This window comes from Flavobacterium sp. (assembly GCF_046155325.1).
GTDB lineage: Bacteria > Bacteroidota > Bacteroidia > Flavobacteriales > Flavobacteriaceae > Flavobacterium.
Genome location: NZ_JBJXDQ010000107.1, coordinates 1 through 14,909, shown reverse-complemented (window position 1 = coordinate 14,909; position 14,909 = coordinate 1). Strand labels below are relative to the sequence as shown.

At 32.8% G+C, this 14,909-nt stretch carries 17 protein-coding genes; all 17 read left to right on the top strand.

Translation table 11 applies throughout. From position 1 onward, the window contains the following. Positions 1 to 62: 62 nt before the first annotated feature. Positions 63 to 266: a hypothetical protein gene (locus tag ACKVOD_RS07355; protein WP_409208823.1), complete on the top strand. Its 204-nt coding sequence runs from the start codon at positions 63 to 65 to the stop codon at positions 264 to 266. Between the two features lie 11 nt (positions 267 to 277). Further along, positions 278 to 706: a terminase small subunit gene (locus tag ACKVOD_RS07350; protein ID WP_409208822.1), complete on the top strand. Its 429-nt coding sequence runs from the start codon at positions 278 to 280 to the stop codon at positions 704 to 706. A gap of 161 nt (positions 707 to 867) precedes the next feature. Then, the gene (locus tag ACKVOD_RS07345; RefSeq protein ID WP_409208821.1) at positions 868 to 2,271 is read left to right on the top strand and encodes a PBSX family phage terminase large subunit; all 1,404 of its coding nucleotides are present in this window, start codon (positions 868 to 870) and stop codon (positions 2,269 to 2,271) included. Then, positions 2,268 to 2,801 carry a hypothetical protein gene (locus ACKVOD_RS07340; RefSeq protein ID WP_409208820.1) on the top strand — a complete coding sequence of 178 codons (534 nt, stop codon included), beginning with the start codon at positions 2,268 to 2,270 and terminating at the stop codon, positions 2,799 to 2,801. The genes ACKVOD_RS07345 and ACKVOD_RS07340 overlap by 4 nt, the downstream gene beginning before the upstream one ends. Then, entirely contained in the window at positions 2,801 to 3,259 is a 459-nt protein-coding gene (locus tag ACKVOD_RS07335) for a hypothetical protein (protein WP_409208819.1), read from the top strand. Before ACKVOD_RS07340 ends, ACKVOD_RS07335 begins: the two co-directional genes overlap by 1 nt. After that, positions 3,249 to 3,671 (top strand): hypothetical protein, encoded by a 423-nt coding sequence (locus ACKVOD_RS07330; RefSeq protein ID WP_409208818.1) that lies wholly within the window; start codon positions 3,249 to 3,251, stop codon positions 3,669 to 3,671. The genes ACKVOD_RS07335 and ACKVOD_RS07330 overlap by 11 nt, the downstream gene beginning before the upstream one ends. Continuing rightward, complete coding sequence (locus ACKVOD_RS07325) at positions 3,619 to 3,981, top strand: hypothetical protein (protein WP_409208817.1); 363 nt, start codon at positions 3,619 to 3,621, stop codon at positions 3,979 to 3,981. The genes ACKVOD_RS07330 and ACKVOD_RS07325 overlap by 53 nt, the downstream gene beginning before the upstream one ends. 31 nt (positions 3,982 to 4,012) lie before the next feature. After that, positions 4,013 to 5,155: a hypothetical protein gene (locus ACKVOD_RS07320; RefSeq protein ID WP_409208816.1), complete on the top strand. Its 1,143-nt coding sequence runs from the start codon at positions 4,013 to 4,015 to the stop codon at positions 5,153 to 5,155. Next, positions 5,155 to 7,416 (top strand): hypothetical protein, encoded by a 2,262-nt coding sequence (locus tag ACKVOD_RS07315; protein ID WP_409208815.1) that lies wholly within the window; start codon positions 5,155 to 5,157, stop codon positions 7,414 to 7,416. The genes ACKVOD_RS07320 and ACKVOD_RS07315 overlap by 1 nt, the downstream gene beginning before the upstream one ends. Positions 7,417 to 7,418: 2 nt before the next feature. Continuing rightward, positions 7,419 to 9,425 carry a hypothetical protein gene (locus ACKVOD_RS07310; RefSeq protein ID WP_409208814.1) on the top strand — a complete coding sequence of 669 codons (2,007 nt, stop codon included), beginning with the start codon at positions 7,419 to 7,421 and terminating at the stop codon, positions 9,423 to 9,425. A 140-nt stretch (positions 9,426 to 9,565) separates the two neighbouring features. After that, the gene (locus ACKVOD_RS07305) at positions 9,566 to 10,477 is read left to right on the top strand and encodes an XkdF-like putative serine protease domain-containing protein (RefSeq protein ID WP_409208813.1); all 912 of its coding nucleotides are present in this window, start codon (positions 9,566 to 9,568) and stop codon (positions 10,475 to 10,477) included. Positions 10,478 to 10,498: 21 nt separating this feature from the next. After that, positions 10,499 to 11,530 (top strand): hypothetical protein, encoded by a 1,032-nt coding sequence (locus ACKVOD_RS07300; protein ID WP_409208812.1) that lies wholly within the window; start codon positions 10,499 to 10,501, stop codon positions 11,528 to 11,530. Between the two features lie 3 nt (positions 11,531 to 11,533). Then, positions 11,534 to 12,046: a hypothetical protein gene (locus ACKVOD_RS07295; protein WP_409208811.1), complete on the top strand. Its 513-nt coding sequence runs from the start codon at positions 11,534 to 11,536 to the stop codon at positions 12,044 to 12,046. Positions 12,047 to 12,110: 64 nt separating this feature from the next. Next, on the top strand, positions 12,111 to 12,437 hold the full coding sequence (locus ACKVOD_RS07290) for a hypothetical protein (RefSeq protein ID WP_409208810.1): 327 nt from the start codon (positions 12,111 to 12,113) through the stop codon (positions 12,435 to 12,437). Further along, positions 12,434 to 13,516 (top strand): hypothetical protein, encoded by a 1,083-nt coding sequence (locus ACKVOD_RS07285; protein ID WP_409208809.1) that lies wholly within the window; start codon positions 12,434 to 12,436, stop codon positions 13,514 to 13,516. Before ACKVOD_RS07290 ends, ACKVOD_RS07285 begins: the two co-directional genes overlap by 4 nt. Further along, positions 13,509 to 13,988 carry a hypothetical protein gene (locus ACKVOD_RS07280; protein WP_409208808.1) on the top strand — a complete coding sequence of 160 codons (480 nt, stop codon included), beginning with the start codon at positions 13,509 to 13,511 and terminating at the stop codon, positions 13,986 to 13,988. Before ACKVOD_RS07285 ends, ACKVOD_RS07280 begins: the two co-directional genes overlap by 8 nt. 2 nt (positions 13,989 to 13,990) lie before the next feature. Continuing rightward, positions 13,991 to 14,909: hypothetical protein (locus tag ACKVOD_RS07275; protein ID WP_409208807.1), on the top strand; the 919-nt coding region annotated here is incomplete at its 3' end.

The following is a 14,909-nucleotide window of genomic DNA, read 5'->3' as shown; positions in this document are numbered from 1 at the left end:
AGAGGAGGGTTTTTTGAAATTGAAATTGATTATAATGATAAATTTCTAAGTTTAAATAAACTATGAAATCAGTAAAACAAATAGCCAAAGAATGTAATATATCACAAGATGTAGTTCATAGATTTATTAGAAAATTAGGAATAGTAAAACAAAATAATGAAAATGTAAAAGTTTTAACACGTTACCAAGAAGATTATTTACATGATATTTTATACATTAGCGGTTTTATTACAGAAATAACATTAGAATCAAAAATAAATTTGTAATTTTGAATATTATGGGTAGAACTAAATACATAGAAAGTCCAGAAAAATTAAAAGAATATTTCTTATCTTATCAAAAAGAAGTAAAAAACAATCCCTTTTTAATAAAAGACTGGGTAGGTAAAGATGCGGATGAAATTTTAAGAGAAAAAGAAAAACCCTTAACAATTGAGGGTTTTGAATGTTGGCTTTCAGAAAATGAAATAATAGAAGATTTAGGCGATTATCTAAAGAATAAAGAAGATAGATATTCAGATTACGCACCCATCTGTTCATACATAAAGAAAAAAACCCGTAAGGATCAAATAGAGGGTGGAATGGCTGGAGTTTACAATCCAAGCATAACCCAACGTTTAAATAACTTGGTTGAGAAAACAGAAGATGTTACACCTCAGCAACCTAAAACAATAACTATAAAATATAAAAGGAATGAAGATATTTAAAAACTCATTGCTTTTATTTAGAATCAATCCAAATAGCGATACTGTTAAATGTTTTTTCTTATTTAGAATCAATCTATTTACTTATAAAATAGAGAGATTGGATTTTGATTTAAAGAAAACCCCTTTGACTGTTGTACTTCAATTTCATAAAAACCTAGCAGATGAGTGGAATCGAATTTATAGAATTTGAGGAGGGAATATTTAATGAGATTTATTTTGAGATAGATTCAGTATTTAACAATAATGATATTAGATTCTGTTTCATCTATGGTGGTTCTTCAAGTTCAAAAACATTCTCTTACGTTCAAAGGACTATTATTTTTATGCTGGAAGGCGAAAATAACAACTCGCTTATATTCCGTAAATTCTCAACAGATATTGATAACTCAATATTTGAAGACTTCAAACGTATTGTTTCAGATTGGGGGTTAAACGATTATTTTAAAATCCAAAAGCATTACATCGAATGTAAGTTGACAGGATCATATACCGTATTCAAAGGATTAGATGACAGTGAAAAAATAAAAGGGTTGTCTGGATTCAAAAAGATATGCATGGAAGAGTTTAACCAATTCGAGTATGCGGATTTTAAACAGGCCAAGAAAAGGCTTAGGGGGTTGGTAGGTCAGCAAATTATTGGAATATTCAATCCAGTAAGCGAAATGTCTTTTATTAAAACTGAAATATTTGACAATGAAATATTTACTCAATTACCTAGCAAGATTACAGAAAAACAAATCAATAGCACAGGAGACACCTTAGTACTCAGAACGTGCTACTTAGATAATATTTGGATTGTTGGGGATGGTAAAAGCGGGGGTTTTATTGATAAGCACGTAATAGCAGATTTTGAAAGGGATAAACTAAACGACCCGAATTACTACGATATTTACGCACTTGGCAAATGGGGTAAGCTTAGAACAGGAGGGGAGTTTCTTAAACAATTCAAAGCGGATAAGCACGTTGGTAAATTCCCGTACAATGAAGCTGAGCCGTTACATATTTCATTCGATGAAAACGTGTTGCCTTACTTAACGTGTAATGCATTTCAATTCTATAATAACAATATATTGCAAATTGATGAAATAATGTTAACCGATCCGCTGAATACATTAAAAGACACTTGTGAAGAGTTCTTAAACAGATACGGTACTAACAGACAAGGGTTGTTTATTTACGGTGATGCAACCAGTAGAAAAAGGGATGCTAAATTACAAAAAGGGCAGAACTTTTTTAAGCTGATACAAAGTTATTTATCAGTTCAGAAACCAATATTTAGAGTGCCTCAGGCAAATCCAAGTGTAATTATGTCAAGGCTATTCACTAATGAATTACTTTTAGGAGGGATTGATAATATTGCTTTTGGAGTTGATTCTAAATGCAGGAACTCAATTAATGATTACCAATATTGCACCGAAGATGAGGATGGTAAGGTAAATAAAAGCACAGTAAAAGATAAAGTAACTGGGCAAACGTACCAACAATACGGACACGCAACAGATGCGTTAAGATATATTTTAACTGTTTTGTTTTTAGAAAAATATAAAAAATTTATAAGAAAATGATACTAGGAATAACACTATCACACTACCAAAGATTACTATTGAAAGGTGAAAATTATAAGGGTAACTTTTGGATTAATAAACTTTTGTTAAAGCAGTCTAAAAAACAATTTCAAACAATAGATATTGCTTCAATGAAGTTTGGGGATTTTGTTACCTTAGAAAATTCAATAGTTAATGCTGATTTTAAAACTTTTTGTTCTATATTTGTTGTTAAATATTTTTGGCAAATAGTTTACGTTCACAATCTTAAACTAATAATTGAGGATTATCGTAATCAAAAGGAAGAAATATTTAAAAACTATCAGTATATTTTTGACCCACCGCATTACGGTGAGATACAAAAAGAAACAATAGGAAGCGAATTACGAAAAGACTTCGTAAAAGAGTTTGGTAATTATGTAATACTTACCGATTTGATTTGCAAAGGTCAATTAGTAAATTATAAAAAAATAGAAAAGTGGAAGTTGGATGAGTTTCTTTTTTGGGCAAACTATCTAAGCGGACAAAAAATAATAGAAAATGTACAGTAATGGCAAATCAATTTAGTAAAGTAACAACATTTATAATAGGCCTATTTGACGAAATGCCATTAGTTAACACTATATCGCTTCGGGATGACGATGTTATTGATGTAGAGAAAGAAAACATATATCCATTGGTTTCTATTCGTGCTATTTCAAGTCCTGCACCTACACAAAATTTAAGAGAGTTCAGTTACTCTATTGAGGTTTTAAATCAAAGAGACGATTCTAAAACAGCCACAACATCAAAATTATTAACCGATACGAATTATATTGACAATATGAATGTTTGCGATTGTATAGCTAATAATTTTGTTATGGAAATATTGAAAACTCATAACGATTTTAATATAAATATAATCGAAGAAACGATTTCAGAGTTTACACCGATTCAAAAAGATGAGCGTAATTCATTAGACGGAATTAAATTTGAAGCAACATTTTTAATAAATCAAAATGCCGTATAGTGATGCTGAAATAAGACAGTACATTCGGGATGTTGTTTCTGAAACAAAGAAAACAGCGAAAGTTGAAACGGGTTTTCTAAAGCGATCAATCAAAGGCGCATTGATAGGTAGGAATAAATCGATTGAATTTAGACAAGTATTTTACGGGGCTTATAACGAAAATTCTAGGCTTGTTGAAAATGCTAAAAAAATTATTCCAAAAGATATTGTTTGGACTGTAGTTTTTGTTGATGAAGATGGGACTGAAACTAAAATAGAAGGTAAGAGTAGAACAGGTCGTAAGATTTCACGTAAAGAAATAGGAAGCGAAAATATATCTAGTAAAAATATTAAGGCACTAATAGCATCAATCAAAGCACGTGGCGAAAAGAAAGACAATACAGGAGAGGGAAATCGAAACGACGATAACTAAACACTTAAATGAGTTAGGGCGTAAGATTACCGTATTGGCTGGGCGTAATTCTAAAGTAAGTAAATTACAAAAAGACCACCTTAGAGATAGCGGGAATTACAGGGTCAAGCCTTATAATGTTTTGACGGTATCGCAAAACTTTTACGGTAAGTACAATACCCCGAAAGGTAAAGCAACGCCAAAAGATAGGATAGGAATAAGAGATACGCCGATGAGAAATTCTATTCGAGAAAATACAGAGGATGGAATTAAAGTTTTAATAAAAGATTTGGTAACTTTGCTCAAAAGTCCGATAGTAACTAAAAAATAAAACCGTATGAAGATGTACGGAACTTTACAAAATGTTAGCAGCACCGATACTCACAAATATTGACACAAAAGCAAAAATATTCCTTGCTCAATCCCCTATCCATTTTAATTTTCAAAACGAGGCTTTAAGCGCATCGATTCAAAATGTAACCATTGAGGTTTATCTTTGGCGGGGATCACAATTAGCAAACCTACCAACTACACCAAGTCTTATTTTTAATAACATCCCTAAAATATCCCCACAAGATAAATACATAGCTATTGAAATAAGCAATGAAGTAAAGTCTTTTATTACAAGTTCTAACTTAAATAAAAATAATCCGCAATGGGCTTACAATACTACTGGAGTAGCTACAACAGCAGGAGAGGGTATTTATTTTCACATCGTTTATAAAGTCGATTCTGAAAGTGATAAACAGCTAGGGACTTACTTTTCTACGACAGGGTATAGATATAACTTTGAACAAAAAGGCGGGGGATACGCCACGTTTGAAGATGCTGAAACTATTAGAAAATACTCTTTTGGGATAAATTACGATGCTTCTGTTGTTAATTTAAGCACAGTTGTAGCAACTGGAACTACTCAAACAATGATTACTCAAACAGCGGTTGAGCCATTGACAACTAATTTACAAACTGGAGTAAAATGTTTGATTGCTTACGTAAATAGATTGGGATTATGGGACACATTTACACCATTTGGGAGGTTTACAGAATCTATTGATACGAAAAGGGATGAATTTAGCAGTTCATTTCGTGATCCATTGAACGTAAATAGTCAAATTCAACACTTAAAACAGACTGGCGCACCTCGTGGCACAAGAAAATTCAATATAAATACTGGACTTTTAGACGAAAGAAACAACTATCAAATTAGAGAAATCATACAAAGTTCTAAAATATACTTAGTTGTATTTTCAGACGACACGTTTACAACCCCGCAAATAGGAATTACCATTGATAGCACGGTAGTAACTATTGACGACACCGAAATCACTATTGACAGCGATACAGTTACTATTGATAACATTGGTTATTATTCTAAATTTGTTCAGATTCCAATAAAAAACGGAACTACTAATTTTTTAAAGAAAACTCAATTGAATGATAAGAGTTCAATTAGCTATGCATTAGAGTTTGAAGAGACAAATAATTTTATAAACGATATTCAGTAATGCTTCAACTTTATATAAAATACATCGACAACAATTATTATTTATTGGATTTAGACCCAAAAGAAAATATTAATTTCAAAGTTACCGTAAAAGATTTAAACGATATTACTAAAATATTTTCACCATTTACTCAAAGTTTTAATTTAGAGGCAACGGATAAAAATAAAAGGCTTTGCGGTTTTATTGGTAATGAAAAAATACAACGGATAAATAATACAGGGGAGTTTGATTCTCTTATTTATGTAGCAGGATTTTTATTTCAATCAGGGAAACTTTCTTTTGATGAAACAGACTATGAGTTTAAAAATCAAAAATCTTTTAAAACAGACTTTGCAAGTAACCTAACCAGCTTAACAGAAAAGTTAGGGGATTCAACTATTCAAGATTTATTTTTAGATATTAACGGAGGATTTGATAGAGAGATAAAAATAGATTGGGGATTAGCGAATAATGTTATTCAGAAAAAGATGGCTGGAATAACGGCCACAACAATGCTGAACGGTGTAGTGTTGAAATATGGAGTTCCTTTTATTTCAAATAAAAGAGTTTGGACTTATGACGAAATTAATTTAGATAAGATTGATAACATCGCGTATAATTTAACAGCAAAGCCCACTACTTATAATTTTATAACCCCCGATGAAGTTAGACCTGCCGTTAGTTACTTGACGATTTTAGAATTGTTAATTAAAAAAATAGGCGTACCTATAACGTGTCCTATTTTTGAAATGCCAGAGATAAAGGAATTATACGCATGGTGTAATTCTGAAAACTTAATACCTAAGTCTGATGTTAATTTTGAAGTAACTCCTTACTCAGCTATTGTGAAAGTTAGGGAAGACACTAAAGACGAAATACCAGGGGCAAGTTTACCCTCAATACCTAGATGGCTAGTTACAGAAACGCTAGGAGTTTTTAAAGTAGACAGAAATGAAACTGTTTTATATCCAACAGCTTGGAGCGGTGGCTTTGATATTACCGTTACATTCGATGGATTAACATCGGTTGAATCAGATGAAACAAAAATAAAAGTTGTAGTTGTTAGAGATTCAGACAATTACATTTTAGATTCACAAGAAATAACAAATAATAAATATACATTTCGATGTTTAGACATTGATTCAAACAACACTCAATTAGACACTAATGGGGAGTTATATTTTAGAATACAAATTCTACCTATAAATTTAGTAAAATGGAATACAATCACGGTTGAAACTATACAAAAAGTACGTAGAGAAAGAACTATCTTGTTTGGTTCAGTAACACAAGTTTTAAGAGCTACATTTCGTTCTACTTCCGTAAACTCAATACCATCAGAAAATCTAGGCGGGTTTAAATTAAACCTAGCTACTGCGTTACCAACAATGAAATGTGTTGACTTTCTGAAATCATTTTTCAAAACATTTAACATATCGGTAATTTCAACAGGCAAAAATGACCAGTCAATGTATTGGCTCACTCAAAATAACATCAAAGAAATAAATAAACCTTATTCCAAAAGAATAGTTGACTATACTAATTATGTTGACATTGCTGTCATTTCCAAAAAGAAACCCAACCCATATAATCAGTTTTATTTTTCTCATTTTAAATCTAAATATTACGAGGCTATCTATGGCAATGGTAAATTGTTTGGGGAGTTATCATATCCTGAGACAGCACCGAATAAGCCTACTAAATTTGAAGTAAAGACTGATTACTCGATTATAAAACAAGCAAGTAGTTTTAACCATCCAAGCGGTGCCAGAACTTGTTTAGGATTTTCAAAAGATAGTCCAGAAATATTAGGTAACGGGGCTTTGAGATTCAAGCCAGTCTATGAAGAGTTGACTTTATTTTATTTAAAACCAAAAGTATTAGCCGTATCAACTTCGGATGCTGGATTAAATATTCAATTTACAGACACTATTAATAAAAAGATATACGCTATTTTAGAAGCTAGTTTTAAATGTTCAAACGGAAAAACAATAGCTTTTGGAGCTGAGGACATTTACACCGATAGTTTATATTTTAATCATTACAAGGATTTTATAGAGTTACTTTTAGAACCAAATACTTATAAGACCGAGTTTACTTTAAATTTGCCCCCTAATGAAATATTTTTAAACTTTGCAAACACTATACAAAACGAGGGGAATATCCCAGTAGGTTTTAGACCTCAAAACGAAATTATAATAAGTGAACAACGCTATCAATTAATCGATAGCACAATAGAGCTTACAAGCGGCAAAACTAAATTAACAGTATTAAATTTTTAGCAATGGCAGAAGAACAAGAAAATATTAAATTAAATTTTGACAGTAACGCCAAGCAAGTAGCAGGGGATGTTAACAAGTTAGGTGCATCGATTGAAAGTAGTACCGTATCTACTAAAGAAAACAACCAAGCTGTAGAGCAAGGCAATCAATCTTATAAGACTTTTAAAACACAACTTAGGGAGGCAAATCAGGAGTTGCAAAAGTCGATACAGTTGTATGGAGAAACTTCTGAACAGACAATAAAAGCAGCTAAAGAGGTTGCGAACTTAAAGGATCAAATGGGGTTCGCTCAAGACATTAGCGATAAGTTTAATCCCGATCAGAAAATGAAAGCTTTGGGTGCTGCTACTCAATTAGCAGGTACAGGATTGCAAGGGGTTACTGCTGGAATGGCTTTGTTTGGTGGCGAAAGTGAAGACACGCAAAAGCAACTATTAAAAGTACAGGCTGCAATGGCTTTTAGTGATGCTATTAGTGGGCTATCTAATTTGGGTGACCAATGGAAACTTTTAAAAGCTACAATAACATCGAGTTCAATTGCTACAAAAGCAAATACAGCAGCAACTGGAGCAGCTGCCATTGTTCAAAACCTATTCACAGGATCAGTTAATACATCAAGCGCAGGTTTTAAAGGGTTAAAATTAGCAATAGCAGGAACAGGGGTCGGGCTTTTAGTTGTTGGATTAGCTTTGTTAGTTACTAATTTTAGTAAAATTAAAGATGTAGTTTTAAAAGTAGTTCCAGGATTAGCTGCAGTTGGTAAATTCATAGGTTCGATTGTTGAAAGTGTTACCGATTTTATAGGAGTTACTTCGGAAGCGGATAGGGTAATAAATAAAATGAAAGCCAATGCAGACAATTCTATTGCTTTAAATAAAAAGTTTTTAGCAGAACACGGTAGCCAATTAGATGAATTTACCAAACAAAAGATTGAGGCTAAAAATAAATATAACGAAGCTATAAAAGAAGATGGTGCGGATCAAATAGCATTAGCAAAAGAGTTGAGTAGAGAGTTGGCGCAAATAGAGTATAGTCGAGGCGATGATTATCGTAAAATTCAAAAAGAAAATTCGGACAAAGCTAAAGAAGATGCTGAGAAAAGAAAGCAACAACAAAAAGAAGATGCTGAAAAGAAAGCTAAAGAAGATGCTGATGCTTTAAAAAAATCAATTGAAGAACAGGCAAAAAATGAAGCGGATTTAAAACAAAAAATAGTAGATGCTATTGATGTAGCCCAAGAAAAAAATAATGAGTTTAGAATTTCCGCACAGCAAAAAGAAATCCAAGATGTAAACGATAAATATTTCACATTAATTGAAAATGCTAAAAAGTTTGGATTAGACACTAATGAATTAGAAGATACTCAGTTAAATGAGCGTAATGAAATAAATTTAAAGTATCAAGAAATTGATACTGAAAATAAAAAAAAGAAAGCAGATGAAGACATTGAAATTGAAAAAGCAGTAGCCGAACAAAAAAAATCAATACAAGAAGGGCAAATTAATTTAGCAGACTCTGCGGTTGGATTTCTATCTCGTATCGCTGGAAAAAACAAAACATTACAGAAAGCTGCTATTATTGCAGAAAGTGCTTTGGGTATTGGAAAATCGATAATAGCTACAAACGCATCAAACGTGGCGGCAACATCGGCAGGTGCAGCATTAGCGATTCCAACAGCTGGAGCTTCGGTTGCAGCAGCCGCTGGATTAGTAACTACTAATTATGTTTCTTTAGGTTTGGGGGTTGCTGGAAATATAGCAGCAACTGCAAAAGCGTTACAAGCTTTAGGTGGAGGGAGCGCACCAAGCGCAGGAAGTACAGGGGGCGGAGCAAGAGCTAGTATTGCACCTCCGTCAGTAGCGTTTAATAACACGGCAGAAAACCAAATAGGGAGGTCTGTAAGTAAGGCGCAAGGCGAAAATCCACCTATTCAAGTAGTGGTTGCAGAGAGTGATATTACAAAAGCACAAGGAAATGTAAAAGTTTTAGTAGAAAAGAACACTTTCTAATATATTTTTATTTATATTTGTTCCAAATAAACGTATGAAGATGTACGTTTCTAATATTTTTGAACTTGAAAACCTTTAAAACAGACAAAAACAAAGTCTATGCTATTAATTTAGTATAGACTTTTTGTCGTTATATCAAAATGAAAAGATACGAACTACAATATAAAAAAGGAGAAACTGGAGTATTCAGAATGAGTACTGTAGAATCCCCTGCTATTGGTGCTACCTTAGTAATGTTTGACGACGAAAGTAAATTGTTAGAGTTTAAAGATGATGATAAGCAAATAATATACTCGGTTGCAATGCGGCCTAATATAAATATTGCAAGAAAAAATATTAACGGTGAGCCAGCGATGGTGTTTTATACCGAAGATACGGTTTCAGATTTACAACAAAATTTCTTTAAAAACAATAGCCATAACGGGGCAACAATAAATCACGATAAGAATATTAGAAATGATATTTATGCTTTTGAAAGTTGGATAGTTGCAGACCCTGAAAAAGACAAAGCTACTCTATTAGGTATGCAAGTAGAAAAAGGGGATTGGGTACTCGGTCAAAAAGTTGACAATCCAGAAGTATGGCAGGATGTAAAATCAGGGAAATTACAAGGTTTTTCAATTGAGGCCTATTTAGAACCAGTATTAACAAAAACAAATATAGATATGACACAAGAAGAAGTAGACGCTAGAATTAAATTAGCGTTTGAAACAGAAGAAGAAAAAGCGTTAAAACTCAAAGAAGAGGAAGACGCAAAAAAGAAGTTAGAGATGGAAGGAACTCCTCCCGCTGACCCTGCTCCCTCAACAGAGGAATTGCAGAAAAGAGTTTCAGAATTAGAAACTGAAAACAATGATCTAAAAGCGCAATTAGCGGAGTACGAAACTAAAGAGGTTGCAATGTCAACAGAATTGGAAACTGCTAAGACTGCAATCGTAGAAATGAAAAGCGAAATTGAAAAAGGTTTAAAACCTAATTCAAATGCTCCATCTAAAAAGTACGAAGAAATGAGTAACGTGGAGAAAGCAAAATTTAACAGAGGTAAATTATAAATCAATAAAATAAAATAAAAAATGGCATTAACGTATACAGGAACAAAGACAGAAAAAGGCGAGTACGCAGAAATCGTACAGGACATTTACGCAGACTCTCCAACCTTTAGAGGGGAAACAATTGAATTAGTTGAGGGGCATAAATCGGGGATGGAAATCTACGAAAGTTCAGCAGAAATCACTTTTTCAGATGCAAATTACGGGCAGGTTACAACCGATAATGTAGCTTTGAAAACTCAAAAATCAATTGTAAATCTTAAAACATTTAATGTTGAAGGGATTATCGATGAGACTTCATTGTTAGGAACAAGATTTGAACGCTCAATGAAAGCTGGTGCTTTCGAGGTTGTTTCAGATGAATTTGACCAAAAGGTTTTAATTCAAGTACAACCAGCGGTTGGTGCTAAATTAGAATCTTGGGTATGGAATGGAGCAACAGTAGCCACTAAAGCATCTATTGCAGCGTTAACTCCTGGTGCAGGACAAGGTAGTATTACAGCAGCCGCTCAAACAAAAGTTGCAGCAATGCCAACTACTTTGTTTGATTCTGTTACAGCTACAATGATTTATAATGATTCACAATCAAAAGTTGTAGCAGGTGCAGGTTTGGGTGATTATTTGAAAGTAACAGGAACGACTGTAACAACTGCAAACATCGTAGCTGAATACGTTAAGATTTACAACGCTATTCCAAATGATGTATTGGTAATGACTGGCGATCAAGCTCCAGTTATATTTGCGCCAAAAGGCGATTACAAATTAATCAAATCGGTCAATAGAGTTCAAGGTGTTGCACTTCAAGAAAACTTTGTTGGTAACTCATTCAATGATATGTATTTTAACGATGTTAAAATCATTTTTGTTGACTTGGTAGATTTTAGAATTTGCGGTCAAAAAAATAACTTTAAGTTAGTTATGGATTTACTTTCTGATTCTTCTCAATTAATCATCGAAAAAGAAGCAAACGCATCAACTCGTAGAATATTGAAATTAATCAATACTATGAATACTTGGGTTGTGAAACAAAAATATAACGTTCTTTATAACGGATAAGCCATGAGTTTAACTAAAAGCAGAATCATAAGTCGTCAAGCCCCTATGAAAGGGGTTAGGGCGATTGGTATTGCTCCTTATTTAGCAAGTGCGCCAGTTGTAAACACGGTAACGGGAGTAATTGCCTTGCCGTCTCACATTTCAACTGGAACAACAATAGCTAGATTTGAAGTAAAAGCCGTAGGGAACAATGTTATCGAAACAGGAACGTTTGACGAGGCAACTCGTACAAATGAGTACTTAGGTGTAAATACTTTCTTTATACCAGGTAACGATGTTGAATTAAGAAATGAACTTCAAGGGAATAATGGTATTTTAAAAACCGTATTCATCGAAGATTATAACGGTAAAATTTACTGTTTAGGGGCTAAAAATGGATGCGATATTATGACCATAGTTGGCGGTTCAGACACACAAGGATTTACAGTTACCATTAATTCTAAAGAAACAGAATTGATGTACTTCTTAGCGGCTGCGGGAGTAACAGCTTACAACAGTTCATTATTGGCAGTTTAATTTTTTGGGTAGTTTTAATTGTTTAAAACCCTCTATTATTAGGGGGTTTTTAAAAAGTAATTTTATGAATATTTTAAAAATAAATAGTGTTCCAAGTTTTGAAGTTATTTTCAGAGCAGAATTAGAAGATACTATTTATAAAATTATTTTAAAAAACGAATTAAAAAATACAACCCAAGAAATAATTTGCGCTTTTGATTTATTACCAAATGAAAATTTTAACGTAGTTTTAAACACATTCCCAGTTGGGATTGCTGGCACGAAATTTTCTTATAAAATTATTGACAGTGTAAGCAATGACATTGTTTGTTTTGGTAAATTAATGATAGTATCGCAAAACGAAAATGTACAGGATTATTCCAAAAAAACAAGTACTAAATTTTACAAATGACAACAGAGCATTTTGAATTTTCGGCTTACGAAACAGGAATCACAAAACCAAGTCTCGGCACGAAATACACCCTTAACGGAAACAATAATGAAAACTTCAAAAGATATCAAGATGCTTTTGATGACAGCCCTACCAATGCTTTTATAATTAAAACAATTGTTAATTATATTATTGGTGAAGGCATTGAAGATAAAAGCGGCAAGATTAATCCATACGCTTATATTTCTAAACAAGATTTAAGATTGATTTGTTTTGACTTTAAATTATTTGGTCAGGCATTTCCTCAAATAATCAACTACCAAAAGAAACCTATAAAAATAAAACACACTCCTGTTTTAAGAGTAGGGTTAAATATCGATACCGACCCAAAGAGTAATGACTACATGGAGGTAAACGGATATTGGTATTGTTGGGATTATTTACAAAAATATAAATTCGCTCCTAAATTAGTAGCAAAATTTGACCTAAAAGAAAATGACAACACTTATGAGATTCAACATATAAAACAGTTGAGTTCAGAGCCGTATTTTCCTTACCCTGATTATTTTAGCGGATTAAAAAGCGCAAAGATTGAAAGCGCATTAATTGACGATGCAGTTAACCACGTGCTTCGAGGCTTTCAAGGAAAAACCATTATCAACGTGAATAATGGCGATATGGTTGGAGTAGACGAAAAAGACGTTTTAATCAAACAAATCAAAAAAGATTGGACAGGAACAGAAAATTCAGACGGTGTAACCGTTTCGATTAATGAAAGTGCAGATCAAGCTATTGTAGTTGACACAATCGAACCAAGAGGGCGTAACGATCAGTTTGTAACTTACGATGAAACTTGTGAGATTAAATTAATGGCCGCACATTCGTCAATGAATATTTTATTTCAAAGACCAGGTTCTTCTGGTTTTTCAAATAATGCGGATGAGATTGCAACAGCAACTGATAGTTTATATTTAGGCGTTATAAATCCGATGCGTGAAATATTATTAGAAAATTTGAATTTGATATTTAAAAAAATAGACTCCGCTTGTAATATTGATTTTATAAATTTTGGACAGGAAAAACTAATAGCAAATGACTAAACTACTCATATCAATAGAAGATATAGCGAGGCTATCAGGATTTGATGGAAATATAGATAACGATTCTATAAGTCCGTTTATTTTTATGGCTCAAAACAGCGAAATTAAAAGGATTTTAGGTATAGAACTATACAATAAAATTGTTTTAGATTACGAAAACGAGGATTTAACAGGTGTTTATTTAGACATTTACAATGAATATCTAGCAACAATATTAACCTATTATACTTGTTCTTTTTACTTGCAATTGGGTGTTCCTAAGGTTTCTCAAAGTGGCGTTTATTTAGTAACACCTGAAAAAACAGAACAGATTTTTGACGATAAAACTAATAAAATGGCAGATAAATACGAAAAATTAGCCATAGGATTAGAGTATAAGTTGATAGAATCTCTAAATACAGCTAGTCTGCCTGAGTGGATTAGCCCAGACCAAACAAAAGCGAAGTCTTCATTTAACTGGATTAAAGTATAATTATGGGACAAATAACACATAACATATCGAACTCTAACGATGGTTTTGGCGATGCGTTAAGAGAGGCTTTTGATCATCAAAACACTATGAACACGGAACTTTATGACACGAAAGTTGATGAGATTGCGGGTAAAGGGTTGTCTGAAAACGATTTTACGAATGCGTTAAAAGATAAGTTAGTAAACATTGATACAGATGCTCAAATTAACGTTCAGGCAGATTGGCTTCAAGAAGACGATACGCAGGATAATTTTATAAAAAACAAACCAGATTATATAAACGCAATAGGATCAATAACATACGCTGATGTAGCAACACAAACAACGCCTTTAATTGGAGTTGCTAATGTAGAGTTGAAATTACTAAATGATATTAACGGCACGGGTACTGATTTCTCAAATGCGCCTTACGGAATTGGCAATTTTTGGGATAGCACACCTAACGAACTAGATTTTGCGCAGCTATCTATTGGCGATACAGTTAATTTAAGAACCACTTTAAAAGTAACCACAAGCACGGCAAATCAAAACGTTAATGTTTACGCAAGATTAGGGCTTGACACGGCTTCTGAAATTGATTTGTTAATAGGTAGTAAATTTGTAGAAACAGCAGGGGAATTTACCTTTGAAAGTGAGCTTTCATTTGTTATTTTAAAGCCAGAGCATATTACTGCTATGGGTGAATTATACTTAATATCAGAACATAACTCGACTGTAAAAGTTCAAGATTTTAGATTTATTACTATTAGAAAAAACATAAATATAATTGATATTGACGGTTTAACAGACCTATCCGCTACTAGAACATCTACAAATGTTACAATAGAATCTAGCACGGGTACGCCTGCTTTAATTGGATTAGGAGACGGAACTTTAGCGGGGTTTTCTTTGAATAATTATAGTAGTGCAGAAAAGGCTAAGT

Coding starts and splice junctions, on each gene's coding strand:
- ACKVOD_RS07280 (WP_409208808.1), top strand. CDS start 13,509: ATGACTAAACTACTCATATCAATAGAAGATATAGCGAGGCTATCAGGA.
- ACKVOD_RS07335 (WP_409208819.1), top strand. CDS start 2,801: ATGGCAAATCAATTTAGTAAAGTAACAACATTTATAATAGGCCTATTT.
- ACKVOD_RS07295 (WP_409208811.1), top strand. CDS start 11,534: ATGAGTTTAACTAAAAGCAGAATCATAAGTCGTCAAGCCCCTATGAAA.
- ACKVOD_RS07315 (WP_409208815.1), top strand. CDS start 5,155: ATGCTTCAACTTTATATAAAATACATCGACAACAATTATTATTTATTG.
- ACKVOD_RS07330 (WP_409208818.1), top strand. CDS start 3,249: ATGCCGTATAGTGATGCTGAAATAAGACAGTACATTCGGGATGTTGTT.
- ACKVOD_RS07290 (WP_409208810.1), top strand. CDS start 12,111: ATGAATATTTTAAAAATAAATAGTGTTCCAAGTTTTGAAGTTATTTTC.
- ACKVOD_RS07285 (WP_409208809.1), top strand. CDS start 12,434: ATGACAACAGAGCATTTTGAATTTTCGGCTTACGAAACAGGAATCACA.
- ACKVOD_RS07350 (WP_409208822.1), top strand. CDS start 278: ATGGGTAGAACTAAATACATAGAAAGTCCAGAAAAATTAAAAGAATAT.
- ACKVOD_RS07305 (WP_409208813.1), top strand. CDS start 9,566: ATGAAAAGATACGAACTACAATATAAAAAAGGAGAAACTGGAGTATTC.
- ACKVOD_RS07320 (WP_409208816.1), top strand. CDS start 4,013: ATGTTAGCAGCACCGATACTCACAAATATTGACACAAAAGCAAAAATA.
- ACKVOD_RS07355 (WP_409208823.1), top strand. CDS start 63: ATGAAATCAGTAAAACAAATAGCCAAAGAATGTAATATATCACAAGAT.
- ACKVOD_RS07345 (WP_409208821.1), top strand. CDS start 868: ATGAGTGGAATCGAATTTATAGAATTTGAGGAGGGAATATTTAATGAG.
- ACKVOD_RS07340 (WP_409208820.1), top strand. CDS start 2,268: ATGATACTAGGAATAACACTATCACACTACCAAAGATTACTATTGAAA.
- ACKVOD_RS07310 (WP_409208814.1), top strand. CDS start 7,419: ATGGCAGAAGAACAAGAAAATATTAAATTAAATTTTGACAGTAACGCC.
- ACKVOD_RS07300 (WP_409208812.1), top strand. CDS start 10,499: ATGGCATTAACGTATACAGGAACAAAGACAGAAAAAGGCGAGTACGCA.